24 protein-coding genes and 1 riboswitch are annotated in these 26,140 nt (G+C 65.3%); of the genes, 9 read left to right on the forward strand and 15 right to left on the reverse strand.

The genetic code is table 11. The annotated features are described in order from the left end of the window. The first annotated feature begins 81 nt into the window (after nt 1-81). Entirely contained in the window at nt 82-987 is a 906-nt protein-coding gene (gene yihG / locus AC0KXH_RS15050) for a 1-acylglycerol-3-phosphate O-acyltransferase, YihG family (protein WP_041104164.1), read from the forward strand. Nucleotides 988-996: 9 nt separating this feature from the next. Here the strand turns inward: yihG and AC0KXH_RS15055 are convergent, their stop codons facing one another. The 6 genes from AC0KXH_RS15055 to AC0KXH_RS15080 all read right to left on the reverse strand — a co-directional run bounded on the left by AC0KXH_RS15055 (nt 997) and on the right by AC0KXH_RS15080 (nt 11,039). Next, a complete protein-coding gene (locus tag AC0KXH_RS15055; protein ID WP_041104163.1) occupies nt 997-3,117 on the reverse strand; it encodes a two-component system response regulator in 2,121 nt (706 codons plus the stop codon). A gap of 90 nt (nt 3,118-3,207) precedes the next feature. Further along, nucleotides 3,208-6,915 (reverse strand): CHASE domain-containing protein, encoded by a 3,708-nt coding sequence (locus tag AC0KXH_RS15060; RefSeq protein WP_488223637.1) that lies wholly within the window; start codon nt 6,913-6,915, stop codon nt 3,208-3,210. Nucleotides 6,916-7,068: 153 nt separating this feature from the next. Beyond that, a complete protein-coding gene (locus AC0KXH_RS15065; protein ID WP_061337517.1) occupies nt 7,069-7,725 on the reverse strand; it encodes a YiaD family glycine zipper/OmpA-like lipoprotein in 657 nt (218 codons plus the stop codon). Between the two features lie 114 nt (nt 7,726-7,839). Beyond that, on the reverse strand, nt 7,840-8,484 hold the full coding sequence (locus AC0KXH_RS15070) for an MBL fold metallo-hydrolase (RefSeq protein ID WP_043221647.1): 645 nt from the start codon (nt 8,482-8,484) through the stop codon (nt 7,840-7,842). Nucleotides 8,485-8,632: 148 nt separating this feature from the next. Then, complete coding sequence (locus tag AC0KXH_RS15075; RefSeq protein ID WP_312570821.1) at nt 8,633-10,315, reverse strand: fatty acid--CoA ligase; 1,683 nt, start codon at nt 10,313-10,315, stop codon at nt 8,633-8,635. Between the two features lie 94 nt (nt 10,316-10,409). Beyond that, nucleotides 10,410-11,039: a LysE family translocator gene (locus tag AC0KXH_RS15080; protein WP_041104155.1), complete on the reverse strand. Its 630-nt coding sequence runs from the start codon at nt 11,037-11,039 to the stop codon at nt 10,410-10,412. Nucleotides 11,040-11,109: 70 nt separating this feature from the next. On the opposite strand from AC0KXH_RS15080, the gene AC0KXH_RS15085 reads away from it, so the two are divergent. From AC0KXH_RS15085 to AC0KXH_RS15100, 4 genes are all read left to right on the forward strand, one after another. Then, nucleotides 11,110-12,069, forward strand: coding sequence for a 2-hydroxyacid dehydrogenase (locus tag AC0KXH_RS15085; RefSeq protein ID WP_488223638.1), 960 nt, complete (start codon nt 11,110-11,112; stop codon nt 12,067-12,069). Between the two features lie 54 nt (nt 12,070-12,123). Then, a complete protein-coding gene (locus AC0KXH_RS15090; protein WP_488223639.1) occupies nt 12,124-13,122 on the forward strand; it encodes a methyltransferase in 999 nt (332 codons plus the stop codon). Between the two features lie 64 nt (nt 13,123-13,186). Then, a riboswitch (yybP-ykoY riboswitch) is annotated at nt 13,187-13,369 on the forward strand. Nucleotides 13,370-13,385: 16 nt separating this feature from the next. Beyond that, nucleotides 13,386-13,973, forward strand: a complete 588-nt coding sequence (locus tag AC0KXH_RS15095) for a TMEM165/GDT1 family protein (RefSeq protein WP_213149674.1) — start codon at nt 13,386-13,388, stop codon at nt 13,971-13,973. 82 nt (nt 13,974-14,055) lie between these two features. After that, complete coding sequence (locus tag AC0KXH_RS15100) at nt 14,056-14,499, forward strand: ester cyclase (protein ID WP_041104148.1); 444 nt, start codon at nt 14,056-14,058, stop codon at nt 14,497-14,499. A 15-nt stretch (nt 14,500-14,514) separates the two neighbouring features. On the opposite strand, the gene AC0KXH_RS15105 is transcribed toward AC0KXH_RS15100, so the two are convergent. From AC0KXH_RS15105 to AC0KXH_RS15120, 4 genes are all read right to left on the reverse strand, one after another. Then, nucleotides 14,515-15,327: a M48 family metallopeptidase gene (locus AC0KXH_RS15105; protein ID WP_041104146.1), complete on the reverse strand. Its 813-nt coding sequence runs from the start codon at nt 15,325-15,327 to the stop codon at nt 14,515-14,517. Between the two features lie 86 nt (nt 15,328-15,413). Further along, nucleotides 15,414-16,034 carry an SOS response-associated peptidase gene (locus AC0KXH_RS15110; RefSeq protein WP_488223640.1) on the reverse strand — a complete coding sequence of 207 codons (621 nt, stop codon included), beginning with the start codon at nt 16,032-16,034 and terminating at the stop codon, nt 15,414-15,416. Nucleotides 16,035-16,041: 7 nt separating this feature from the next. After that, nucleotides 16,042-16,302 (reverse strand): putative signal transducing protein, encoded by a 261-nt coding sequence (locus AC0KXH_RS15115; protein WP_041104143.1) that lies wholly within the window; start codon nt 16,300-16,302, stop codon nt 16,042-16,044. Continuing rightward, nucleotides 16,302-16,484, reverse strand: coding sequence for a CPXCG motif-containing cysteine-rich protein (locus AC0KXH_RS15120; RefSeq protein ID WP_041104140.1), 183 nt, complete (start codon nt 16,482-16,484; stop codon nt 16,302-16,304). The genes AC0KXH_RS15115 and AC0KXH_RS15120 overlap by 1 nt, the downstream gene beginning before the upstream one ends. 175 nt (nt 16,485-16,659) lie before the next feature. Here AC0KXH_RS15120 and AC0KXH_RS15125 point away from each other — a divergent pair, with 175 nt between their 5' ends. Next, a complete protein-coding gene (locus AC0KXH_RS15125; protein WP_488223641.1) occupies nt 16,660-17,826 on the forward strand; it encodes a 1-acyl-sn-glycerol-3-phosphate acyltransferase in 1,167 nt (388 codons plus the stop codon). Nucleotides 17,827-17,840: 14 nt separating this feature from the next. On the opposite strand, the gene AC0KXH_RS15130 is transcribed toward AC0KXH_RS15125, so the two are convergent. Beyond that, nucleotides 17,841-18,101 carry a hypothetical protein gene (locus AC0KXH_RS15130; protein WP_165562854.1) on the reverse strand — a complete coding sequence of 87 codons (261 nt, stop codon included), beginning with the start codon at nt 18,099-18,101 and terminating at the stop codon, nt 17,841-17,843. Nucleotides 18,102-18,451: 350 nt separating this feature from the next. On the opposite strand from AC0KXH_RS15130, the gene AC0KXH_RS15135 reads away from it, so the two are divergent. Further along, nucleotides 18,452-19,813 (forward strand): DUF1329 domain-containing protein, encoded by a 1,362-nt coding sequence (locus AC0KXH_RS15135; protein WP_213149672.1) that lies wholly within the window; start codon nt 18,452-18,454, stop codon nt 19,811-19,813. Nucleotides 19,814-19,867: 54 nt separating this feature from the next. On the opposite strand, the gene AC0KXH_RS15140 is transcribed toward AC0KXH_RS15135, so the two are convergent. Continuing rightward, entirely contained in the window at nt 19,868-20,452 is a 585-nt protein-coding gene (locus AC0KXH_RS15140) for a YajG family lipoprotein (RefSeq protein ID WP_041104071.1), read from the reverse strand. A 150-nt stretch (nt 20,453-20,602) separates the two neighbouring features. Here AC0KXH_RS15140 and AC0KXH_RS15145 point away from each other — a divergent pair, with 150 nt between their 5' ends. Beyond that, nucleotides 20,603-20,788 (forward strand): hypothetical protein, encoded by a 186-nt coding sequence (locus AC0KXH_RS15145; RefSeq protein ID WP_043221658.1) that lies wholly within the window; start codon nt 20,603-20,605, stop codon nt 20,786-20,788. An 81-nt stretch (nt 20,789-20,869) separates the two neighbouring features. On the opposite strand, the gene mqo is transcribed toward AC0KXH_RS15145, so the two are convergent. Then, nucleotides 20,870-22,360, reverse strand: coding sequence for a malate dehydrogenase (quinone) (mqo, locus tag AC0KXH_RS15150; protein ID WP_041104066.1), 1,491 nt, complete (start codon nt 22,358-22,360; stop codon nt 20,870-20,872). 330 nt (nt 22,361-22,690) lie between these two features. After that, on the reverse strand, nt 22,691-22,978 hold the full coding sequence (locus AC0KXH_RS15155; RefSeq protein WP_041104064.1) for a PA4642 family protein: 288 nt from the start codon (nt 22,976-22,978) through the stop codon (nt 22,691-22,693). A gap of 187 nt (nt 22,979-23,165) precedes the next feature. Between AC0KXH_RS15155 and dauA the strand changes: the two genes are divergently transcribed. Further along, nucleotides 23,166-24,887 carry a C4-dicarboxylic acid transporter DauA gene (dauA, locus tag AC0KXH_RS15160; protein WP_488223642.1) on the forward strand — a complete coding sequence of 574 codons (1,722 nt, stop codon included), beginning with the start codon at nt 23,166-23,168 and terminating at the stop codon, nt 24,885-24,887. A gap of 3 nt (nt 24,888-24,890) precedes the next feature. Here the strand turns inward: dauA and AC0KXH_RS15165 are convergent, their stop codons facing one another. Then, nucleotides 24,891-25,799 (reverse strand): SDR family oxidoreductase, encoded by a 909-nt coding sequence (locus AC0KXH_RS15165; RefSeq protein WP_213149670.1) that lies wholly within the window; start codon nt 25,797-25,799, stop codon nt 24,891-24,893. Between the last annotated feature and the right edge of the window lie 341 nt (nt 25,800-26,140).

The following is a 26,140-nucleotide window of genomic DNA, read 5'->3' on the forward strand; positions in this document are numbered from 1 at the left end:
TACTGCCACTTCAAATAGTTACAGATGCCTGCATAATCGCTACTCTTGGCGACTCGACTCAGCCGTATCGACGAGCCAGCCATGCTTAGCTTTCTTCCCGCGCCGCTGCGCGGCGTGCTTTCCGCTCTACTCCTCGCGCTCAACACCCTGTTCTGGTGCTGGCCGCTGTTTGCCCTCGCCCTGCTCAAGCTGGTGCTGCCCTTTGCCCCGGTCCAGCGCACGCTGCGCTACGGCATGCACTGGATCGCCGAGTCCTGGATGGCGGTGAACAGCTTCTGGATGGACCTCGCACGGGACATCGACTGGGACGTCCAAGGCCGCGAGCTGGTCGACATGCGCCACTCGTACCTGGTCACCAGCAACCACCAGAGCTGGGCCGACATTCTGGTGCTGCAGTACCAGCTCAGCCGCCGCATGCCGATCCTCAAGTTCTTTCTCAAGCAGGAGCTGATCTGGGTGCCGGTGATCGGCCTGTGCTGGTGGGCGCTGGAGTTCCCCTTCATGAAGCGCTTCAGCAAGGAATACCTGGCCAAGCACCCGGAAAAGCGCGGCGAGGACCTGGCCACGACCCGCCGCGCCTGCGAGCGTTACCGCACCAACCCGGTGTCGGTGTTCAACTTCCTCGAGGGCACCCGCTTCACTCCGGCCAAGCACGCCGAGCAGCAGTCACCGTTCCGCCATCTGCTGCGGCCGCGCGCCGGCGGCATCGCCTTTGTCATCGATGCGATGGGTGAGCAGCTCAGCGCACTGATCAACGTCACCATTCACTATCCTGACGGCCGACCGTCGTTCTGGGATCTGCTGGCCGGCCGGATTCGCAAGGTAGTGCTGCGTCTCGAGTCGCAGCCCATCCCGGAAGAGTTCATCGGCCGCAATTACGATCAGGATGACGCCTATCGCCTGGCTTTCCAGCAGTGGGTCAACGCGCTTTGGCAGGCCAAGGACGCCCAGCTGGTCGAGCTGCACCGGCAATTCCCGCCCGCCTGAGGCCCGGTGCTAACGTGCGCCCCACGATAGCCGACGCGAGAACTGGGTGGCCCGGGCCGGCTCCAGGCCCGGGGACACCAGATAGCCCTGCATCACGTCGCAGCCGTTGTCGATCAGCCAGTCCCGCTGCGCCTCGCTCTCGACGCCTTCGGCGATGACTTCCAGGCCGAGGTTGCGGCCCAGGTCGATAATGGTGCTGACCACCGCGGCATCGCGCGGCGAGTCGAGCATATTGGCGATGAACAGCTGGTCGATCTTCAGCGTGTCGAGCTCGAAGTTGCGCAGGTAGGCCAACGACGAGTACCCCGTGCCGAAGTCGTCGATCGCCACGCGCACGCCGAGCTGGCGCAACTGCCGGAGCTTGTCGCAGCTCTGCTCGATGTCCTGCATCAGCGTGCCTTCGGTGACTTCGATTTCCAGCTGGCCCGGGTTGAGGCCGTAGTCGTCGATCAGCCGACGCAGGTTGTCCAGCAGCCCGGTGCGGGCAAACTGCACCGGGCTGACGTTGAGGCTGAGGATCAGCTCGTCATCGAACAGCGACTGCCATTCGCGCCGCTGATGCAACCCTTCGCGCAACACCCACTCCCCGACCCGTTCGATCAACCGGGTCTCTTCGAGCAGCGGGATGAACACGCCGGGAGCCACCGGCTCGTCGGCGCGTGGCCAGCGCAGCAGCGCCTCGAAGCCGCGCAGGCGGCCGTCGCCCAGCATGATCTGCGGCTGGTAGACGAGTTCGAAATCATTGCACTCGATGGCACTGCGCAGGTTTTCCTCCATGGTCAGGCGGGCGTGCGCGCGGCCGTTCATCTCGTTCGAGAAGAACCGATACTGGCGCCGGCCGGCGCGCTTGGCCTCGTACATGGCCATGTCCGCCGACCGCAGCAGCTCGTCGACGCGCTTGCCGCAGTCCGGAAAATGCGCAATGCCGATGCTCGCACCCAACGTGACCTCGGTCCCCTCGATGGTGTGCCGTACGGAAATCAGGTCGATCAGCTTTTCGGCGACCTTGGCCGCATCTTCGGGATGGTCGAGCGAATCGAGCAACGCCGTGAATTCGTCGCCGCCCATGCGGGCGATGATGTCGTACGGGCGCATGCAAGCCTCAAGCATGCGCGCGACCCGGCAGAGAATCTCGTCGCCGGCGTCATGCCCCAGCGAATCGTTGATGCGCTTGAAGCCATCGAGATCGATATAGAGCACGGCCATGCCCTTGCCGTTACGGTCGACCCGCGCCAGCGCCGACTCCAGCGCCTGGTGGAAGCCTCGGCGGTTGAGCAGCCCGGTGAGCGAATCGGTGACCGCCTGGGTCTCGAGTTGAACGTGCAGGTTGCGCACGACCGACATGTCCAGCGCCAGCACCACCATCGAGCGCTGCTGGCGTGGCAGCGGCGAGCAGGACAGCGCGACCGGCAGGTGGCCGCCGTCGGCCTTGTGCAGTTGCGCCTCGTGCAGGCGATAAGTGGCCCCCGCCCGCCACTGGCGGTAGAACTCCGTGTCACGCCAGGGGCCGCCGACCTCGGGCGAAGCCAGGTGCTCGAGCAGCGGAGTGCCCTGGAGCGCCTCGACGCGGGACTCGAGCATCTGCGCGATGGCCGGGTTGGCGAAGCTGATGATGCCGTCCTCGCCGACCACCAGGATGCCCTCGGCCGCGTTGTTCAGCACCGAAGCGTTGAAGGCGCGGGCGCTGTCGAGCTGCTGCGACAGCAGCTGCAGGTCGCGGCGATTGTGCTCGTGGGCGAGCAGCGTGTTGATCTTGTGCTTGAGTACCTGCGGATCGAAGGGCTTGAGAACGAAATCCACCGCGCCAGTCGCGTAGCCGCGCAGGACCGATTCGCGTGTGTGGGCAATGGCCGAGACAAAGATGATCGGCGTATAGCGGGTGTGCGGGTTGGCCCGCATCAGCCGCGCCACCTCGAAGCCGTCCATGCCGGGCATCTGCACGTCGAGCAGCACCAGCTCGACATCCAGTTCGAGCAGCGCCTTGAGCGCCGCCTCGCCGGAGCTGACGCCATGCACCTGCCAGTCGCCATCGCCCAGCAGCGCCTCCATGGCGACCAGGTTGGCTTCGCGGTCATCGACCACCAGCAGGGTGCGTCGCCGCGCCTGCGGTTTGAGCTGGGTCACGGCCATGGCAGCAGCTCCGCCGGCCCGACCGTCATACCAGCAAGGCAATGGCTGCGCCCCGGCTGGGCGCTTAGCGGATTGGCAGGACGCAAGACGTTACTCCTCCTCATCGATACCCGGTCTCCGCAGCCCGAGGCTCTGCTCCAACACCGACAGCAGCGCCTCATGGGTGACCGGCTTGGCCAGCCAGGCATCAGCTCCGCCGGCCAGGGCACGCGCGGCCTCGTCGGGCTGCGCCAGCAGCGCAATCACCGGGACCTGGCAGGCGTGCTCCTCTTTCAGCCGGCGCGGCAGTTCTGCAGCTTCGCTCTCGGCCCGACTCATGTCGATCATGACCAGATCGAAGGCGCCGTCATCGAAGCGCTGCAGCGCCTCGCCGGGACCGGTGACCGCCTCCACCTGCAGGCCGAGCGTATCCAGGTCCCCGGTCAGCGAGTACAGCAGGCGCACGTCCTCGTCGACCAGCAGCACGCGCTGTCCCAACGCGACGCTGCGTTCGGCCGACATGAACTGTGAATGTCCGTGCACGTTCAGGGCTTCGCCCAGCGCCTGCAGTTCGTCCGCGCGCGATAAAAGCGTCACGGGATAGCGCTGCAGCCGGGAAAGCTGCGCTGCATCGGGAGCCGTCTCACTCAGTACCACCACCCTTACCTCCTTCAATGGCCGTAGCCGATCGAGCGCATCGAGCAGATCGCTTCCCTGTGCATCGGGGAGTTCATAGTCGACGACCAGTACGCCGTAGGCGCGTTCGGCGAAGGCCAGCCTCGCCGCCTCGCTGGTGCCGGTAACGCTGACGCTGTAGCCGAGCCGCTCGAGATAATCACGTAGCTGCGCACGCCGGCGCGGATCGGCCTCGACCAGCAGCAGGCGCAGCGGATTGCTTTCACGCCGGCCGAGTTCGATGAACAGCCGCTCGAGCGAGGCCTGCGAAACCGGCTTCATCAGATAGCGCCCGAGGTCGTCGTGCCACTCGCCCGGCTGCGGCACGCAGGAAATGATCACCACTGGCATGCGCTGATGACGCTCATCGTTGCGCAACTGACGGTAGATCTCCCAGCCACTGACGTCCGGCAGCAGGATGTCGAGGATCACCGCGGCGAAACGCCCATGGCGCAAGGCTTCGATACCCTGCTCGCCGTCCGCGCACACCAGCGGGGCGAAGCCATGGGTGTGCGCGACCTCGGCCACCACCGAGGCGAAGTCGGCATCGTCCTCGATGATCAACACGCCGGGCGCCGCGCCCTCCTGCCGGGAGATCAGCGGGGCGCGCTCCGGGCGGGGGGCGCTGGGCGTATGGCGCGGCAGCCCGAACTCCACGCTGAAGCACGAGCCCTTGCCCGGTTCGCTCTCGACCGCGATGCGGCCGCCCAGCACCTCGACCAGTTGCCGCGTGATGGCCAGCCCCAGCCCGGTGCCGCCGTACTGGCGGCTGATCGAGCCGTCGATCTGCTGGAACGCCTGGAAGATTCGTTCCTGCTCCTCGGCAGGAATGCCGATCCCGGTGTCGCATACGACGATCTGCAGCACCGCGCATTCGTGCGCAGCGGCGCCTTCCTTGCAGCGAATCTTCACCTCGACGCGCCCGCGTTCGGTGAACTTCAGCGCATTGGTGAGCAGGTTGCGCAGGATCTGCTGCAGACGGATCCGGTCGCTGTCCAGGCTGATCGGTGCGCCAGGCTCGAGCGTCGTGGTCAGGGTCAAGCCCTTCTGTGCCGCCATCGGCCCGAGCGCCGCCTGCGCCTCGTCGAGCAATTGCCGCAGGTCGACCGGCTCGAGACTGAGCTGCATGTGGCCGGATTCGATACGGGCCAGGTCGAGCACGTCATTGATCATCTGCAGCAGGTCGTGGCCGGCGCGATGCATGATATCGGCGTGGCGCACCTGCTTTTCGCTGAGGTTGCCCTGAGCGTTCTGCCGCAGCTGATCGCTGAGAATGAGGATGCTGTTGAGCGGTGTGCGCAGCTCATGCGACATGTTGGCGAGAAATTCGGACTTGTAACGGTTGGCCACCGCCAGCTGGTCGGCCTGGTCGCGCAGCCGCCGCTCGGCCGCCTTGCGATGGCTGATGTCGATGATCACCGCCTGCACCAGGACTTCGTCGCCGCTGCGCAGCGGCGACAGACCGATCTCCACCGGCAACAGGCTGCCATCGCGATGACGGCCGAACAGCTCGCGGTTGCTACCCATGCGCCGCGGCTCCGGATGTTCGCTGAAGGCCTGGCGCAGCCCTCGATGCGCCTCGCGGGTGGCTTCGGGCAGGAGAATTTCCAGGGCCTGGCCGAGCAGCTCCTGGCGGTTGTAGCCAAACAGCAGCTCGGTCTGGCGATTGACCATGACGATGACGCCGTGGCTGTCGACCAGCACGAAGGCATTCGGCGAGGCTTCGACGACATTGCGAAAGCGCTCCTCGTCGCGCTTGCGCGCCTGCAGATCGACGAGGTTGACCACATAGAACAGGGCGTCGTCCTGTTTGAAGCTGGTCTGGCTGAGCGCCACCGGAATCGGGTTGCCGTCCTCGCGAATTGCCTGGGTTTCCTGCTGGGTCGCCGTCACCCGCAGCGACGCCGAGTCGCTGCTCGTCAGCTCCGGCAGGTAGCGGCTGGCACGCTCGCCGGCGAGCAGCGACGTGCTGCTGCCCAAGAGGTTCGCCGCACTCTGGTTGGCCAGCTCGATTCGCCCGCTGGCGTTGCATAGCAGCGTGGCTACCGGCAGTTGTTCGATCAGCTGGCGAAAACGCGCCTCCCGCTCGCGGGCGAGCAGGCTTGCGGCCTCGCTCTGGCGCAAGGCCCGCTCGCGAAGATAGAGATAGCCGCCGACCAGCAGGGAAAACAGCATGGCCGCGGCCAGCGTCGGCAGCAGGTTGAAGCCGAGCGAGCTGCGCTGCGCGGCGGCCTCGTACTGCCGCGTACTGGCGACCTTCAACTGCCAGCTGCGGCCGTACATGTAGATGTTGCGCGTGCGCTGAAAGCGCGCGTTCGGGTCGATGCCGCCACGCCCGGCCAGTAGCGGCACCTCTGGGTTGCCGGCATCAAACAACTGCAGCAGCAGGCTGTCGCTACGCGAACCGAGGATGCCTTCCATCAGGTCGGTCAGGCGAAAGGCGCCATGCATGGTGCCGAAGAAGGCGCGGCGGCGTTCTTCCACGGTAGTGATCGGCGAGTTCGGCCGGTACAGGGGGAAGTACAGCAGCACGCCGCTCTGCACATCCTGCTCGGTTTCCTGCTTCAGGCGCAGGGGGCCGGTGAGCACCGGGTTGCCGCTGTCGCGTGCGGCGACGATCGCTTCGCGCCGGGTCGCCTCGCTGAACATGTCAAAGCCCATCACCCGCCGATTGCGCCAGTCGGTCGGGTGGATGTGCTCGACGAACAGGTACTCGTCGCGCAGGCCTTGCGGATAGATGCGAAACAGGGGGCGCCCGCCAGCTCGGATCGATTCGACCAGCGGGACGATCGTCTCGCGGGTGGCGTAGCGGGCCAGTGCCACGGCCTGGATACCGGGATAGAAGTCCTGCAGTTGCAGCTGGTCGGAGGCTCGCCCCCATTCCTCGGCATGCAGCTCGGCGCTGCCGGCGTAGAGCCCCGCCATGCCGCGCAGCACCATCTCGTAGGCGCGCATGCGCGCACGCAGCGTCTGCTCGATGTCGTCGACCGCGAACGTGAAACGCTGCTCCTGCTCGATCCGGGTTCGGCTTTCCTGGGCATGCCATTGCCAGCCGATCCAGCCACCCAGCCCCGCCATGAGCGCCAGCGTGACGAGCAGCGGCAGCCAAGGCTTGCGGGAATGGAAAGCGGGACGATCTTCCATTCGACCTCCTCTGCGCCACTACTGGCGTGCTTCAACCGTTTGAGAGTCGAAGCGTGCGGAGAGGTTCCATAGAAAAAGCGCAGCCTGAAGGATATTTGACGCCTGTTTCACGTCACCGGCGAGGCCTGCCCTAGCCTCGCCAGGTCAAAACGCTCAGAGCGGACGGAGATTGATCTCCACGCGGCGGTTCTGCGCGCGCCCCGCGGCGGTGTCGTTGCTGGCGATCGGTTGGTTCGGCCCAACACCGAATGCCGAGATACGCGACGCTGCGACACCATTGGCGGTGAGGTAGGCCGCCACGCTCTGCGCGCGACGATTGGACAGATCCTGGTTCAGCTGCATCGAGCCGGTGCTGTCGGTATGACCGACGATCTCGACGCCGTTCTTGTTGAACTCCTTGAACACTTGCACCAGCGAATTGAGGGTCGGGTAGAAGGAACTGGAGATGTCCGCCGAATTACTGGCGAACGTGATGTTGCCGGGCATGATCAGCGTCAGGTTGTCACCGTTGCGCTGCACCTGAACGCCGGTGCCCTGCAGCGTCTGCCGCAGCTTGGCTTCCTGGGTGTCGACGTAATAACCGTAGCCACCCGCTGCGGCGCCACCCACCGCCGCCCCGATGAGCGCGCCCTTGGTGCGGTCTTTCTTGCTCGAGGTGGCTGCACCGATGACCGCGCCGGTGACGGCGCCAATCCCGCCGTAGACGCCCGCCTTGCCCGCCTCGCGCTCGCCGGTATAAGGGTTGGTGGTGCAGCCTGCCAGCAGCGCGACGCCTACTGCCATGGCGGAAAACTTGCTCAGGGTCTTCATAACGCGTTCCTATGTCCTTCGATGATCAGACCGGGCACACAACGCACCGGCCAGGCCCAGAGCTTACCACCCGCTACCGCAGGTGGCCGCGCGGTGTGCCACGCTTCGGCCCTTTCAGGCTCGGACGAAGGGGTTTTCGCGCATTTCCTCGCCCAGGCAGGTGTCGGGACCATGCCCGGTCACTACGGTGGCGTCTTCGTCGAGGCGATAAAGGCGCTGGCGGATGGAACGCTCGATGGTCGAATAATCGCCACCCCACAGGTCGGTCCGGCCTATGCCGCGGCGAAACAGGGTGTCACCGGCAATCAGCAGCTTGGCATCGGCGAACCAGAAGCTCATCGAACCCGGCGTATGCCCGGGCGTGTGCAACGCCACCCCGCAGCCGCAGGCCAGCTCCTCGTCGTCGGACAGCCAGCGATCCGGTGCCGGCACCGGCGTGTAGGGCACGCCGAACATGCGGCATTGCAGCTCGAGGTTGTCCCAGAGGAACTGGTCGTCCTTGTGCAGATGCAGCGTGGCACCGGTTCGCTCCTTCATTTGTCCGGACGCCAGAAAATGGTCCAGATGCGCATGGGTGTGGATGATGCTGACCAGCCGCAGCCCGAGCGCCTCCAGCCGCGCCATGATCCGCTCCGGGTCGCCGCCCGGATCGACGACCAGGGCCTTGCCGGTCAGCGGATCGCCGATGATCGTGCAGTTGCACTGCAAAGGGCCGACGGGGAAGGTCTCGCGGATGAGCGCGGCTGTGGCGGTGTGCATGGCGGATCCTGAAGCGAGCGGAATTGCCGATGAAAATGGCGGCGGCCGACGCTGGTTTCAATAGCCAGCTCGCCGCCTGCAGCAGGTCGGCGCCCGCGCGCACCGACGAGCCGCCGGCCAGGCCCGCCCGATGCCTGGCCGTGACGCGCTACAGAGACGACACCTGGGCCGAGCCCGCCTTCGTCCAGGCGGCGATGTCGCTGCGGATGCGCTTCTTGTCGAGCTTGCCGACACTGGTCTTGGGAATTTCCGCGACCGCGGCGATCTGCTGGGGTACGGCCCACTTATTGATCAGACCTTCGGCTACCGCGGGCTCGAGAAACTGCTGCAGCCCACGCGCATCGAGCTGCTCGCCGGCGCCCAGCACGAGCAGTGCGAACGGCCGCTCGCCCCAGCGCTCATCCGGCACGCCGACCACCGCGACCTCGCGCACAGCAGGGTGCCGGCTGATCAGCCCTTCAAGGGCGAGCGAGGAAATCCACTCGCCACCGGTCTTGATCACATCCTTGATGCGGTCACGGATGTCGATGTTGCTCATCTCGTCGAGCGTCGCCACATCGCCGGTATGCAGCCAGCCACCGGCCCAGAGCTCCTCGCTCTTTTCCGGCTCGTTGAAATAGCCCTGCGTCAGCCAGGGCGCGCGCAGCACCAGCTCGCCCTGCGACTGGCCATCGGCTGGCAGGAAGCTGCCATCGGGTGCCTGAATCGCCGCGTCCACCAGCACGACCGGGACGCCGGCCTTGAGACGAAACTGGATGCGCGCCTCTTCATCGGCGGCAAGCAGTTCGTCGTTGATGTGCGCGCCGGAAATCAGCGGGCAGGTTTCGGACATGCCATACGCGGCGATCAGCTCCATCCCGCGCGCCTTGGCCAGGTCGTAGAGGCCACGGGTGAGCGCGCTGCCGCCAATGGTGATCTTCCAGCCGGCAAAATCGGCGCCCTGCGCGGCCTTGGCGTTGAGCAGCATCTGCACGATGGTCGGCACGCAATGCGAGAAGGTCACGCCTTCGCGGCGCCACAGGTCGATCAGCAACTCGGGGTCGTAACGCCCCGGGTAGACCTGTTTGAGGCCAAGCATGGTGGCCACGTATGGCAAGCCCCAGGCATGCACGTGAAACATCGGCGTAATCGGCATGTAGACGTCGCCCGAGCCCATCAGCCGCGGATTCTCGCGGCAGCCGACGGTGACCGCGGTAGCCAGGGTGTGCAGCACCAGCTGACGATGGGTGAAGTACACGCCCTTGGGATTGCCGGTGGTGCCGGTGGTGTAGAACGTCGTGGCGACCGAGTCCTCGTCGAAGTCGGGGAAGTCGTATTCGGGCGACGCTGCAGCAAGCAGGCTCTCGTACTCGCCGATGCAGTCCGGCAATTGCGCCTCGCCGGCCTCACCGTCGCTGATCAGCAGGGTCTTCTCCACCGTGGTCAGTTGCCCGGCGATCCCCTGGTAGAGGGCCGCGAAATCGCGGTTGACCAGGACGAAACGATCCTCGGCATGGTTCATCGTGTAGAGGATTTGCTCGGGCGACAGGCGCACGTTGATGGTGTGCACCACCGCACCGATCATCGGAATGGCGAACATGCATTCCAGGTAGCGATGACTGTCCCAGTCCATTACCGCCACCGTATCCCCCGCCTTGACGCCGGCCGCCGTGAGCACATTGGCCAGGCGCGCGATGCGCTGGTTCAGCGTGCGGTAGTCGAAGCGCAGCTGGTCGCGGTAGACGATTTCACGGGTTCGCTCATAGCGCAGCCCGGACAACAGCAGGCGCTTGATCAGCAGAGGATACGGATAGGCATTGGCGGCGGGCTTGATCACGCGGGTCTGCAACATGACGGCTTCCTGTTTCTTGTTGGAGTTGTAACGCCACTCTAGAACGGGCCGCGCCAGGGCAAACCGGCGGATTATTTCCGGATGCGTCTGCGTGCTAGCCGATCTCGCTCAGCGCCAGGCGTGCGCCGAGCGCGATCAGTACGGCACCGGTCACACGATCGAACCAGTGCCCCATGCGTGCGAAGCCTGCTCGCACGCGGTCCCGGCTGAACAGCCAGGCCACCAGGCAGAACCAGAGCGTCGTGGCGCAGGCCAGATATAGCCCGTAACCGGCTTGCACTGCCAGCGGAGTATCGTGGCTGATAACCACGGTGAATAACGACAGGAAGAACAGCGTGGCCTTCGGGTTCAGACCGTTGGTGACAAAGCCCACGGTGAACGCCTGACGCGCGCGCCGCGTCGGTACCGGGCCCGCCGTCAGCGTCGCCGCCTCGAGTTGCGGCCTGGCGCGCAGCGCCTTCCAGCCCAGATAGACCAGGTAGCCGGCAGCCAGCCACTTGAAGAGGTTGAACAGCAGGATCGACTGCGAGACGATCAGGCCGATGCCCAGCAGCGAATAGGCGATGTGCACGAAGATGCCGCTGCCCACGCCAAGCGCGGTCCACAACCCGGCTCGCTGGCCTTGGGTGACGCTCTCGCGCACCACCACCGCAAAATCCGGCCCGGGGCTGGCGACGGCCAGCAGATGCACCAGAGCGACTGTCAGAAATTCCATCCAATACACGATCACCTCCGCTAGAAACCTGCTCGGGGCATTGTCGATCCGCCCCGCCCGATCCGAAAAGGTACAGTTGATGTCAAAACGCGCCGTCTTTCTCGACCTCGCCCCGCTCGACCAGGGCGACCTGGATTTCTCCGCCCTGCGCGATGCCTTCGAGACCTTCGACTGTTACGAGCAGACCCCAGCACAGGACATCGTCGAGCGACTGCGCGGTGCCCAGGTGGCCATCGTCAACAAGGTCGCGCTGAGCGACGAGACGCTTTCCGCCTGCCCTGACCTGAAGCTGATTCTGGTCGCCGCCACGGGCGTCAACAACATCGACCTGGCTGCCGCCCGTCGACTGGGCATAACCGTGTGCAATTGCCAGGCGTACGGCACGCCGACGGTCGCGCAGCATACGCTGGCGCTGCTGCTGGCGCTGGCAACCCGCCTTCCGGATTATCAGGTGGCGGTCGCCCAGGGCCGCTGGCAGCAGAGCGGCCAGTTCTGCCTGTTGGACTACCCGATCGTCGAGCTCGCCGGCAAGAAGCTCGGGCTGCTCGGCCATGGCGAGCTGGGCAGCGCGGTGGCACGCCTGGCCGAGGCGTTCGGCATGCAGGTCCTGGTCGGCAATCTGCCCGGGCGCCCCGCCCGGCCCGAGCGGCTCGACCTCGACGAATTGTTGCCGCAGGTCGATGCCCTGACCCTGCATTGTCCGCTCACCGAACAGACGCGCGATCTGATCGGCGAGCGCGAGCTGCGCATGATGAAACCGGGGGCCTTTCTGATCAACGCGGCGCGCGGCGGCCTGGTCAACGAACAGGCCCTGGCTGACGCGCTGCGCACAGGCCACCTCGGTGGCGCGGCCACCGACGTGCTGACCAGCGAACCACCGCAGGACGACAACCCGCTGCTGGCCACCGACATACCGCGCCTGATCGTGACGCCGCACAGCGCATGGGGCAGCCGCGAAGCGCGACAGCGCATTGTCGAGCAGATGGCCGAAAACGCCGCGGCTTTCTTTGCTGGCACACCGCTGCGCCAGGTCGGCTGACTGTCGGCACAGCGATCCGGACTGGTAAGCTGCGCGGCTTTTCAGGGAGGCATCATGGACCCTCGAAGCGAAGTTCTGCTGCGCCAGGCCGAGCTGTTCACCGGCCAACTGCTGCTGGTCGGCCTGCCCGCCGACGACCTGCTGGGCCGGCTGGTCGATGCCCGCGGCTGGACCTGGCACGCCGGCGACTGGCAACGCCTGGAGGCGCGCTACCAAGGCCGCTGCCACTTCGGCACCGAGGCCCCGGATGAGGATCTGGCCGGAGCCGTGCTGTTTCTCCCCAAGTCGCGCGAGCTGGCCGATTATCTGCAGCAGGCACTCGCAGCCCGCCTGCACGGTCGGCCGCTCTACATCGTCGGCGAGAAGCGCGGCGGCATCGAGCGCGCCGGCAAACAGCTGGCGGCCTTCGGCCGGCCGCGAAAACTGGACAACGCACGGCATTGTCAGCTCTGGCAAGTCGAAGTCAGCCAGGCGCCGGCTGCACCGGAGTTGGCCCGGCTGGCCCGGCACTACCGGCTCGAACTCGCCGACGGGCCGCTCGAGGTGGTCAGCCTTCCGGGCGTGTTCAGCCATGGCCGCCTGGACCGTGGCAGTGCGCTGCTGCTGGAACATCTGGACGACCTGCCGCCAGGCCGCGTGCTGGACTTCGGCTGTGGCGCCGGCGTTCTCGGTGCGGTGTTGAAGCGCCGCTATCCCGCGAGCGAACTGGTGCTGCTGGATGTCGACGCCTTCGCCGTCCGCAGCAGCGAGCTGACCCTCGCCGCAAACGGTTTGCAAGGCGAAGTGCTGGCCGGTGACGGCATCGATGCCGCGCCCCGGCAGCTGGACGCGATCGTCAGCAACCCGCCCTTCCACCAGGGTGTACACACCAGTTATGCGGCCAGCGAAGCGCTGCTGGCGAAAGCCGGCGAACACCTGCGCGCGGGCGGCGAAATCCGTCTGGTGGCCAACGCCTTCCTGCGCTATCGGCCGCTGATCGAAGCCAGTTTAGGCGCCTGCCACACCTTGGCCGAAGCCGATGGTTTCCGCATCTACCAGGCTCGCAAGGGCTGAGCGGAGGGCCGCTTTCCGACCAAGGGTTGCGCGACGGCGAGCAGTTCGGCAAACTCGCCGCCGTCCTCTGGGGGAGTAGTCTCAGGCGCGCGCAAGCGCACGCCTGGCATGCGTCAACACACTTGGTCCACAGACCATGGCGTATGCGACCGAACCGCATCTGCGGCGCTGTCTGACAAGACCCATGGCATGTACTCCTGACCCGGGCGGGCAGGCGGTGCGTGCCATGGTGATCATCTCGACCCGCCCTCAAGGAATGCCGTTTGGAAGCCCTCGCAGTCCCTACTTTCATCGTTGCCCTGGCGGAAATTGGCGACAAGACCCAGCTCCTCGCCCTGCTCCTGGCCGCCCGCTATCGCCGCCCCTGGCCGATCATCTGGGGCATCGTCGTCGCCACCCTGGCCAACCATGCCGCTGCCGGCCTGCTCGGCAACATCGTCTCCGATCTGCTGTCGCCCGTGATGCTGCGCTGGATTCTCGCCCTGAGCTTTGCCCTTGTCGCCGTCTGGACGCTTATTCCCGACCGGCTCGATGACGATGACGCCCGGCTCGGCCGCGCCTACGGTCCTTTCCTCGCCACGCTGATCGCGTTCTTCATCGCCGAGATGGGCGACAAGACTCAGGTCGCCACCGTGATGCTGGCAGCTCAGTATCCGCAACTGGTCCTCGTCGTGATCGGCACGACCCTTGGCATGCTGATCGCCAACGTCCCGGTGGTGCTGGCCAGCCACTTCGCCGCCGACCGCCTGCCCCTGACGCTGATTCGCCGGGTCGCAGCGGCCGCGTTCGCCGTGCTGGCAATCTATGCAGCGTACGAGGCGGTCAGCATGAGCGGTATCGTTTCAAGCTGATACCCAGCGCAAATCCGCCGACGAAGCCAGCTGGTAGAGTGCTGATCGCAGTGCCTACCAGCGTTCGAGGAGATCAGGCTGCATGTCGGCGGATGGACGCAAGAAACGAGTCTGTACCCATATCGATCTGAGCTGGAACAAAGGCCGCCTGGCTCTTTCCGAGCAACTGCAGAGCCGCTATTTCAGCTACAAGAGCTCGGTAGGCGGGCAACCGCTCAACGCGGCCGGCTTCGCTGAACTGGTGCGCGACGTGCGCAACGCCGTTCCCGATCTGGAAGTGGTGGTCGATGAATGCCTGTGCGAAGGCCATCGGGTCGTCACCACCTGCACGGTGATGGGCACCCTCACCCGCCCGTTGCTGGGCTGCCCGGCCAACGACAAGATCTTGGCCGTCGCGGCGATTTCGCTATGGACGTTCAATTCCGCCGGGGAAATCGAGGACGTCAGTACCCTGCTCGACCTGGAGAACGCGCGCCTGCAACTGGGGTTGCACAGCGCGCTCGGCGACGGCCTTTCCACACTCTAGGCAAAACGTCCCGCCTCAGCGGCGGGCCTGCTCGTAAAGGGGCATCACCTTCGGCACGGTATTGCGCAGCGCCTCGATACGGCTGCTCGAGGAGGGGTGGGTGCTCATGAACTCCGGCGGGGCCGAGCCACCGGCGGACGACATCTTCTGCCACAGGCTGATGGCAGCCTTGGGGTTGTAACCGGCACGTGCCGCCAGTTCCAGCCCGATGAGGTCCGCCTCGTTTTCGTTGGAGCGGCTGTTGGGCAGTGTCATCAGGTATTCAACGCCCATGTTCGCCAGCTGCAGGCTGCCCGCGTCGACACCAAAGGCCGAGCCCAGCTGAGTGGCCATCTGCACGCCGTAGGCCTTGGACATCGCCTCACGGCCATGCTCGCGCAAGGCATGCGCGATTTCATGCCCCATGACCGCAGCGATCTCGTCGTCGGTCAGGTTCAGCTTTTCCACCAGGCCGGTGTAGAAGATGATCTTGCCGCCGGGCCCGCAGTTGGCATTCAGCTCTTCGCTGTCGATCACGTTTACATCCCAGTCCCATTGAGCCGCATCGGGTCGGAACACGCCGACCTGGGCGATCAGGCGCTGGGCAATGGCGTTGATGCGCTTGCTGATGGCGCTGTTCTTCTCCAGCGCGCCCTTGCTCGCCGCCTCGCTCAGCGTTTCCTGATAGGACTGCGCGTACATCTGGTTGACCTGCTCAGTGGAGAGCATGCTGAACATGTATTGCTTGCGCTCGACGCCTACGGCCCCGCCGCTGGTCGTGTTGACAGCCTGGCAGCCGGCCATCAGCGAGGCGGCGACCAGCACGGATAGAATGTTGCGCTTGGGCATGGGCGGTACTCCGGAAGATCCGCCCGTATCCTAGAGCCAGCCCGGCGAGCAGACAACCGCTGCGCACCCGGGCCGCGGCAGGCCGCTCAGTTGACTGGCGTCAGGCATTGGGGCGCATCGAGCGCCGGATCGTTGACGAAGGTCGCCAGCGGTCGCTCGCGCAAGGCTGGCTGCGGGCTATTCAGCAGCTCACGCAGGCGCTGCTCGGGTGTCTGCGGGTCGATCCATTCGGCACAGGCTGCCCCCGACAGCAACAGCGGCCTGCGCTGATCGGCGGCCGGCAAGGTGACCACGGCCGCGCTCAGGTACTCCTGGCCCTGAACCGGGTAACGCTCCCAGAGCGCCGCGAAGTAGATCAGCGAGTCTTCGGTGGTCATCCAGTACGGCCGCTTGCGCACGCGTCCGCGCCATTCGTAGAAGCCATTGGCCGGCAGCAGGCCGCGACGCTGCTGATAGGCCTCGCGGAACATCGGCTGCTCGGCGAGCGTTTCCGAGCGTGCCTGCGCCGGCGTGCGAGTGAAGTCGGTCAGCCAGGCCGGCGTCAGCCCCCAGCGCACCCGGTCGAGTCGCAGCCCGCCTGCCGCGCTGCGCAACAGCAGCACCTGCGCGCCCGGCGCAAGGCTCCAGTGTGGCTGCTGGTCAGCAGGAAAGCCGGGGATTGCAGAGAATTCCGCATTCCAACGGAACAGGGCGAAGCGGCCACACATACACGACTCAACAGATCAGTTCACCGGGATAGCTTTCCGGTTCGTCGCCGGGCAGCGGTTCGGCGCCATTGTACGCGGCGATCAGCTGACGTGCCCGTTCGGCCTGGTCATCCTCGACCAGCAGGCCGAGCAGCCCGAGCGCAGGCAGCTCGCCCATCGCACCGAGCAGATGGCCGCCGGCAATGTACGCGCCGATTCCTTCGGCCTCCAGCATGCCGATCAGCACCTGCGCCTCGAGCAGGTCGCAGGGCTCGTAGATTCGCTGCATCAGTCGTCCTCTCTACGCACGCTGAGCTGCCAGCGGGTACCGTCGGTTTCCAGCAGGAAGACCACCGGGCGGCAGCACACCGGACAATCCTCGTCGTACTGCTGATCACCGCCACTGAGATCGAGCACCGCCTCGACCGTTTCCCAGCAATAGGGACACTGATAATTCTGCACTTCCAGCATCGGCGCCTCCGCGTAACTTATCGTTATAATCGCCGCCTGATTTCGCCCGGCGCTCCGGGTGACCGAAAGACCTGAGCCGCTGACCGCGGTTCCCGTGCGGCTGCCGCGCCCCGTTTCGTCAGCGCGCGGCGTGGCGTCGCGTCATGCCAGCCGCCTCCGCCTCCTTTACGAGAACATGATGGACGAATTCGAAGCCATCCGCCCCTATGCCGACGCCGAAGTACCGGCCGTCATGAACCGGCTTTTCGCCGACCGCGAGTTCCTCGACGTGCTTGCGCACTTCCGCTTCCCGCGCCTGGCCGGCGCGCTGGGCTGGGCGCTCAAACCGATGATCGCCAAGCGGCTGCACCGTGAATTCGCCGATATCGATTCGGTCGACGCTCTGCAACACCGCATTGAGAGCTATGTAGATCGCACCATCGAGCGCGCCACCGACGGGGTGACCTATTCGGGGCTCGACCAGTTGCAGCAAGGCCGCGCCTACCTCTACCTGGCCAACCACCGGGATATCGTGATGGACCCGGCGTTCGTCAACTACGCGGTCTACCACGCCGGCCTGCGCACCCCGCGCATCGCCATCGGAGACAACCTGCTGCAGCGCCCCTTCGTCAGCGACCTGATGCGCCTGAACAAAAGCTTCATCGTGCGCCGCTCCATCAGCGGGCGCCGCGAGAAGCTGGCGGCCTACCAGGTGCTGTCGGCCTACATCAATCATTCGATCCGCCAGGACGGTGAATCGGTATGGATCGCCCAGGCGGAGGGCCGTGCCAAGGACGGGGACGATCGCACCGACTCGGCAATTCTCAAGATGCTGCATATGAGCCGCAAGGACGAGCCATTTGCCGAGGCGCTGGCCGCCCTGCGCCCGACGGCCGTCTCGATCAGCTACGAATACGACCCATGCGACCAGGCCAAGGCTCGGGAGCTGTACATCCGGGCCACCACCGGCAGCTACACCAAGGCGCCCGGCGAGGACGACGCCAGCATTGCGCTGGGCATCACCGGCTACAAGGGACGGGTTCACCTCGCCTTTGGCGCGCCGATGCAGCGAATTCCCGAGGATGCCAAGGAGCTGGCCGCCGAGCTCGATCGGCAGATCCTCGGCAACTATCGCCTGTTCCCGGTTCACTACCTGGCCTATGCGATGTGGGAAGAGCGCGATGACGCACTGCAGGTGCCGACGGCCGAGAGCCTGTTCGAGGCCGAAGAGGTGGCGCGGGCCAAGGCTGAATGGGGCCGGCGGTTGGCCGCTTGCCCGAGCGTGCAACAGCCGTATCTGATTCAGCAGTACGCCAACCCGGTGCGCAACCAGTACCGACTGAAGACCGGCCTGGCACTCTAGCCGCGCGGCGGTCGTCAGAGCAGCCGACTGCCCCAGGAGAACAGCAGGGCCAGGCCAAGCCCGGCGAAACCGAACCGATAGAACACCTGGTTGAGCTGCACTTCGGGGCTGGGGAGCGCCGGCACGCTTGCGCCGGCCTGGCGCGCCTTGGCCTGCAACACGCGCCAACGGGTTGCCAGCAGCAGCCAGCCGCCGGTGAAGGCACTCAGCAGCGCGAGCATATTGAGAATCAACGCCAGGTTCGGAACCTGCGAGAAATGCGCCTGCAGCGACATCTTTACCTCCGCTTCAGGGGGTCGATCGAGAGGCCCGCATGACGGGCGAGCGGAGTCTACCGGAGCGGCCGGCGCAGCGCGCGGCGTTTCCGACGGAGCGAAGGGCGAAAGTGCCATTCGCAACGGTGATATCCAAGCCTTACCCGTATGACCTTGACGGCGCTTCGGCCTCGACGGCACCCTCGGCACACCTCGAACTAGCGAGCTAGAGCCATGCAAGCCGGAGAGCGGCAGGCTGTATTAGATCGACGAGGGGCACGGTGGTCTCGACACGAGCACCGCCGCCGGCACCGACCGAACGATCGGCAGGTGCGCGGAACCCGCCATTCATGGAGACAGGAATAAGAACAATGACAAGCAAGCTATTTAGCCTGGGGGCCCTATCACTGGCACTGCTCGGCAGCAGCGCCATGGCAGCCGTAGCGGAGGATCAGGCCGCCAAGCTCGGCCAAAGCCTGACGCCCATCGGCGCCGAACAGGCCGGCAATGCCGCCGGCACCATCCCGGCCTGGACCGGAGGCCTGCCGATTGACGCCGCGGCAGTCGACGACAACGGCTTCGTCGGCGACCCGTTCCCCGGTGATCAACCGAAGTTCACCATCACCGCGCAGAACTACGAGCAGTACAAGGACAACCTGACCCCAGGTCAGATCGCCATGCTCAAGCGCTACCCCGACACCTATCGCCTGCCCGTCTACGAGACGCGCCGCAGCGCCGCGATGCCGGCCCATATCTACGAGGCTGCCGCACACAACGCACGCAACGCCAAGCTGGTACGGGGCGGCAACGGCCTCGAAGGCTTCGATACCGCCATCGCCTTCCCGATCCCGCAGGACGGCCTCGAGGTGGTCTGGAACCACATCACCCGCTACCGCGGCGGTTCGGCCCGCCGTGTCATCGCCCAGGCCACACCGCAGGTGAACGGCAGCTTCAACCTGGTGAAATTCGTCGACGAGGTCGTCTACACCGACAGCCTCAGCGACTACTCACCGGAGAAGCACGGTAACGTGCTGTTCTACTTCAAGCAGCAGGTCACCGAGCCCTCGCGCCTGGCCGGCAACGTGCTGCTGGTCCACGAAACCCTGGACCAGGTCAAGGAGCCGCGCATGGCCTGGATCTACAACGCCGGTCAACGCCGCGTGCGCCGAGCGCCGCAGGTTGCCTATGACGGCCCGGGCACCGCCGCCGACGGCCTGCGGACTTCCGACAACCTCGATATGTTCAACGGTGCGCCGGACCGCTACGAGTGGAAGCTGATCGGCAAGAAAGAGCTGTACATCCCTTACAACTCCTATCGCCTGGACTCGCCCAAGCACAAGTACGAAGACATCATCCAGGCCGGCCATATCAATCAGGACCTGACCCGCTACGAACTGCACCGCGTATGGGAAGTCGAGGCGACGCTCAAGCCGGGCGAGCGCCATATCTATGCCAAGCGCCACTTCTTCATCGACGAGGACACCTGGCAGGCCGCCGAGATCGATCATTACGATGGCCGCGGTACGCTGTGGCGGGTAGCCGAAGCACACAGCCAGTACATCTACAATGTGCAGGTGCCGCTGTACTCGATGGAAACCCTGTATGACCTGGTCTCCGGCCGGTATCTGGTGATGGGCATGAAGAACGAGGAACGCAATCCCTACACCTACAACTACAAGGCCAACTCGAACCAGTACACGCCGACCGCACTGCGCAACTCCGGCGTGCGCTGATCGCGACGCAACAAAAAAGCCCGCCAAATGGCGGGCTTTTTCATTCGACCGTGCTTACTGTGCCAGCAGCTGGCCAATGTTCTGATCGCGGAATACGCGGCTCAGCGCATCGCTCAGGACGTCGCTGACCAGCTTGGTGTTGGTCTGCTCGTTGGGCGCCATGCCGAAGCGCTGATTGAGCGAAGCCCCATAGCGCCCGTTATAACGGCGGCCGCCGTTCTGCACATCCACGCGCAGGGTCGCCCCGATGTTGGCCTCGGTGACGTACAACCCCTCTTTCGGCGACTGGTACTTCAGCTCGGCCAGCGTGAGGGTCAGCTGCGGCGCGTTATAGGCATTGGCCGACGGGGTGAAACCAAGCAGCCTGACCGCCGCCTCGGTCTGCGCCTGCAGCTTGGGCAGCAGCTTGTCCGCCGGCACGATGATCGAACTGGTTTCCGGATAGAGCCCGCCGCGCGTGCCGAGAGCGGGCGACGAACGCCCATCGACCACCCTCACCACCACCGGCTGGCCCTGGCCGACCGGATTGATCGTCCCGGTGAGTTTGGGGTTTGGATCGAGCTGCTGGGGGCTGAGGGCACAGCCGGTCAGCGTCAGGGCACACAGGGTAAACAGGCCGAACACCAGGCGTTGCAGCATGCTGTCTTCTCCAGTTGGACGAGGAATGGGCGGCAGTATAACCATCGCCGCAGCCCCCCGACAGTGACCGACGGACGGCGCTGTCCAGTCACGCCTTTGTCACCCGGGCGTGGCATAACGCAGCCATCAGAGCCTCAAGAGACCGCGCTCATGCGCTTGCTGCCACTGCTGCACCGACGCCCCCGACGCCACTTCGCGCTTCTGGATGCCTCCGGTTGTTGCCAGATGCTGCTGACGGCCAGCCAGCGGCCTGCCGCAGCCGCCTGGCGCGAAGTGACCCACGCGCACCTCGGCTGGATCGGGCAGCGCCTGCCCGACGACGCTTTGGTTGGCTGAGCGCACATAACGAACACGCAATGAAAAAGCCGCCTGACACGCTGAGTGCCAGGCGGCTTTTGCAACAGCGCGAGACCCGCGTCAGCTGATTAGGCCAAGGCGCTTGTCCGACAACGTGCTCACCTCACGATAGGCCACGGCGTCCTTCTTCAGAACGTCTTCGCGCGCCGGGAAGATCTCCTCCAGCTTGCGGCTCCAGGCCTCGGAGCGGTACTGCTCGGGGAAGCAGCGCTCGAGCAGATCGAGCATGATGGACACGGTAACCGATGCGCCCGGCGACGCACCGAGCAGTGCGGCGATCGAGCCATCCTTTGCCGAAACCAGCTCGGTCCCGAACTGCAGAATGCCGCCTTTCTTCGGATCCTTCTTGATGATCTGCACGCGCTGACCAGCAATTTCCAGGCGCCAGTCTTCAGCCTTGGCTTGCGGATAGAAGCCGCGCAGCGTGTCCAGGCGATCTTCCATGGACTGCATCACTTCCTTGATCAGGTAGCGAGTCAAATCCATGTTGTCGCGCGCTACCGCGAGCATCGGGCCGATATTGCCCGGCCGCACGGAGAGCGGCAGGTCGAGGAACGAGCCGCGCTTGAGGAATTTGGTGGTGAACCCGGCATAGGGCCCGAACAGCAACGACTTGTGGCCGTCGACCACTCGGGTGTCCAGGTGCGGCACCGACATTGGCGGGGCGCCTACCGCGGCCAGGCTGTAGACCTTGGCCTGGTGTTGGGCGACCACCTCGGGGTTGTCGCAGCGCAGCCACTGGCCGCTCACCGGGAAGCCACCGAAACCGCGCCCTTCTTCGATGCCCGACATCTGCAGCAACGGCAGAGCCGCGCCGCCAGCGCCGAGGAACACAAAGCCGGCCTGCACTTCACGCGAACCGCCGCTCTGGGTGTTCTTGATGTCGACCTTCCAGCCCTGGGCGTTGCGTGCCAGGCCGGTGACTCTCTGGTTGTACGACACCTTGACGCCGCCGATCTTGCTCAGATACCCGAGCATCTGGTTGGTCACGGCGCCGAAATTGACGTCCGTCCCGTTCGCGGCATAGGTCGCGGCAATCGGCTCGTTCGGATCGCGTCCGGGCATCATCAACGGCATCCACTCGGCGAGGGTGGCGCGGTCCTCGCTGTAGGTCATGTCGGCGAAGGCGTGATGCTGGGTGATCGCCTCGAAGCGCTTCTTGAGATAGGCGATATCCTTGCTGCCGCGTACGAAGCTCAGGTGCGGAACAGGATTGATGAAGTCGCGTGGGGAACCGAAGCCTTCGCGGCCGGCGAGGTAGGCCCAGAACTGCTTGGAAACCTCGAACTGGGTGTTGATATGGACAGCCTTGGCGATGTCGATCGTGCCGTCCTTGCCCTCGGGGGTGTAATTCAACTCGCAGAGCCCGGCGTGACCGGTGCCGGCATTGTTCCACGGGTTGGAGCTTTCCACGGCTCCGGATTCCTGCTGCTCGACGATTTCCAGCCGAATGCCGGGGTCGAGCTCCTTGAGCAGTACCGCGAGGGTCACGCTCATGATGCCGGCCCCCACCAACACCAGATCCACTGCTTCGCTATCGTGTTGCGTCATTAACGCGTTCTCCAGAATCACAGCATTAAACTGTCGCGACCACGGTGTGCAGCCACGTGAACCCCACCAGCCAGACGGTCGGAAACGGAGGATGGTTTCCACACCGCTGTTCGAGAACCAGTGCTCGAAAACAGGCGCAAGCACGCCTGCCAGCTGTCGGAAGGTCGGCTTTTGGCCCCCTTCCCTCGCCCGTCACGCCGGAGCGGGCCATGCCCTGCGCTCGACGACGCGCTGCAGCGCGAAAAACGATTTGCGAATCTTGCAGTCGCCACCTGGGGTCACGGCTCGCCAGGTCGCGGACTTCGTGGTGCGGTCTTGCAGTCGGCCGTGTCAGCCGCGAGCGGCTTCGATTGCCTCGATATATGGCCGCGCATGGCGCTGATCGGCGACCAGATCGATGAAATCGTTACCCTGGGCGTCGCGTGCCTCGAGGTCATAGCCTGCTTCGATGAAGAAGGTGATGAATCGCTCGAAATCATCGATACGCAGGCCACGGTAGGCCTTGATCAGCTTGTGCAGCGAAGCAGGCGTATCGTCAGCCGGTTCCGGCTCGAGAAACAGCTTGATCGACTCGTCGCCAATCTCTTCGCCAATCACCTGCTTCTTGTCTTTACGCATCGCTTCTGCGCTCCACGGGATTCTCACGGGGGCGGCAGTTTACTCCTCGCGGCCGGTGTGCTCAACGCAAGGTGGCCGCTTGCGACCAAGGTCGTACTCGATCGTCCATCGGGAAAGTGGCGTTAACATCCATGAAAAAGCCGCCAAGGGCCTCGCCAATGCGCAGTCAGACACGGAGCGTTTCGACATGAGGGCACCGCCGTTGTTCGCCGCGTTTCGCCAGGCTCTGCGACAGCGCTATACCGCCAGCGCCTTGCGTGGCGACGTCAGCGCGGGGCTGACGGTCGGCATCATTGCCATTCCGCTGGCCATGGCGCTGGCGATCGCGGTGGGTGTACCGCCGCAGCATGGTCTCTATACGGTGCTGGTCGCCGCCCCGCTGATCGCGCTGACCGGGGGCTCGCGCTTCAATGTCTCGGGACCGACGGCGGCCTTCGTCGTCATTCTGCTGCCGATCACCCAGCAGTTCGGCATCGGCGGCTTGCTGCTGTGCACCATGCTCGCCGGCTTGATCCTGATCGCCCTCGGGCTGCTGCGTGCCGGGCGCCTGATCGCGTTCATCCCCTACCCGGTGACGCTCGGCTTTACCGCCGGCATCGGCGTGGTCATCGCCACATTACAGATCAAGGACTTGCTCGGCCTGGAGCTGGACGGCCAGCCGCAGCATTACGTCGAACAGCTCCTGCTGCTGGCGCGCTCGCTACCCGGAGCCAATCTCGGCGACGCCCTGGTAGCGGCGATTTGCCTGGCGGTGCTGATCCTCTGGCCACGCTGGGTACCGAAGATTCCCGGCCATCTGGTGGCGCTGGCGCTCGGCGCGGTCGCCGGCCTGATGCTGGAAGCCGCCGGCCTACCGGTCGCCACGCTCGGCGAGCGGTTCAGCTATGAACTCGGAGGCCAGACCTACCCCGGCATTCCGCCCCAGCTCCCTGCACCGGTCCTGCCCTGGCATCTACCCGGGCCGGACGGAGCTGCGCTGGTGCTTTCCTACGAGCTGTTCCATCAGCTGCTCGGCCCGGCCTTTGCCATTGCCATGCTCGGGGCGATCGAGTCGCTGTTGTGCGCCGTGGTGGCCGACGGCATGACCGGCAGCAACCACGAACCCAACGGCGAGCTGATTGGCCAGGGCATCGGCAATTTGGTCGCCCCGCTGTTTGGCGGCATCACCGCCACCGCGGCGATCGCCCGCACGGCGGCCAACGTGCGCGCCGGTGCCTTCTCGCCAATGGCCGCAATCCTTCATGCCGGTGTGGTGCTGCTGGCGATGCTCTGGCTGGCACCGCTGTTCAGCTACCTGCCGATGGCGGCGCTGGCCGCGCTGCTGGTGATGGTGGCGTGGAACATGAGCGAGGCCCCGCACGTACTGCATGTGCTACGCATTGCGCCACGCAGCGACGTGCTGGTACTGCTGACCTGTCTGGCACTGACCGTGCTGTTCGACATGGTGCTGGCGGTTGGCGTCGGCCTGCTGCTGGCCGCGGGCCTGTTCATCAAGCGCATGAGCGAGCTGACCGACACCGGCGCCCTGTCCCGTGAACAGCGGGCCCTGCTGCAGGACATGCCGGCGCACGTTGCCGCCTACGCCATCCGCGGGCCGCTGTTCTTCGGTGCGGCGGAAAAGGCGCTGAGCGCGCTGCGGCGCTTCAATCCGGACGTGCGGGTGGTCATCGTCGACATCAGCGCCGTCCCCTTGCTGGACATGACGGCGCTGGCGGCGCTGGAGAACGTGCTGGTGGACTATCGCCGGCTCGGGGTGGTGCTGATCCTCAGCGGCAGCAATGCCCGAGTGCGCCTGAAGCTGCGCCGCGCCGGCATCCATCGCCTGGCCGGGCACCTGTACCACGTGCGCGACCTGCAGCAGGCGCGAATCAAGGCGCTGCGCCTGCTGCAGGAGCCGACGCAGGCCTGACGATCAGGCGTGCTTCTGCAAGTTGGCCATCATTTCCTTCAGCGCCTCGAGGTTGTCGGCCGGATGCGCGGCATTCTCGAAGTCGCAGATGCGCTGCCAGTTCGCCGCAACATCCTCGGCGTCGAACCCACCGTGCGGATCGAACCCCACGCCAAGGCTGCGCTCCCAGCGTACCTTGCCCATCCAGCCACCACCGACCTCGAACAGGCCGGACGTTTCCTGGCATTGCTCGCTGGCCAGGTAAACCACCAGCGGGCTGACCAGCTCGGGTTTGAGTTGCTCGAACACTTGCGGCGGAATCAGCCCCTCGGTCATGCGCGTCCCGCCTGTCGGCGCGATGGCGTTGACCAGGATGTTGTTCTTGTGCCCCTCTAGCGCCAGCGTCCGGGTCAGACCGTACAGGCCAAGCTTGGCCATGCCGTAGTTCGACTGGCCGAAGTTGCCGTAGATACCCGATGTCGAGGCCGTGAAGATGACCCGCCCGTAGCCCTGCTCGCGCATCAGCGGCCAGGCTGCACGGGTGACCTTGTAGGCGCCTTCGACGTGTACGCGGTAGACCAGATCCCAGTCGGCGTCCTCCATCTTGTGGAAGGTCTTGTCACGCAGGATCCCGGCATTGTTCACCACCACATCGACCCGGCCGAAACTGTCGAGCGCCTGCTCGACAATGCGTGCACCCTCGGTCACCGAGTCATGGTTGGCGACGGCCGTACCACCGGCCTGCCGTATCTCCTCGACGACGCGGTCGGCCGCACGACTGTTGGCACCCTCGCCCTGGGCGCTGCCGCCGAGGTCATTGACCACCACCTTGGCGCCGTGCCGGGCGAATGCCAGCGCGTGCGCCCGACCCAAGCCGCCACCGGCGCCGGTGACGATCACGACCTTATCTTCGAAGCGAATGGCTTGCGACATAGCGGGCTCCCTTTTTGTTATCCGAACGAGATTCCAGTGTCGGCGAGCCGGCGCAGCGCAACAACGAGGCGCTCTGTAATGAATGCCGCAGCATAAGCGCAGGTGCCGCTCAAAAAATGATCGCCTCGCTACAAGGCGCGGCCTGCCTGTTCTGGCGGCCTCGCTCCAAAGGTTATCCACAGAACCATTGACAGCTTCTGAGGATAACCGCATCCATGGCTGCGCTGCGACCGCCAGAACGCGCGTGGAACGAGCCCGCCGAGTGCCTGAGCAAAAAACGACCAAGTGGCCATAGGCCGCGCACGCTCTGCATCGGGGCAACCTGTCAAAGGGTTATCCAC

This window comes from Stutzerimonas sp. CXK-1 (assembly GCF_057738225.1).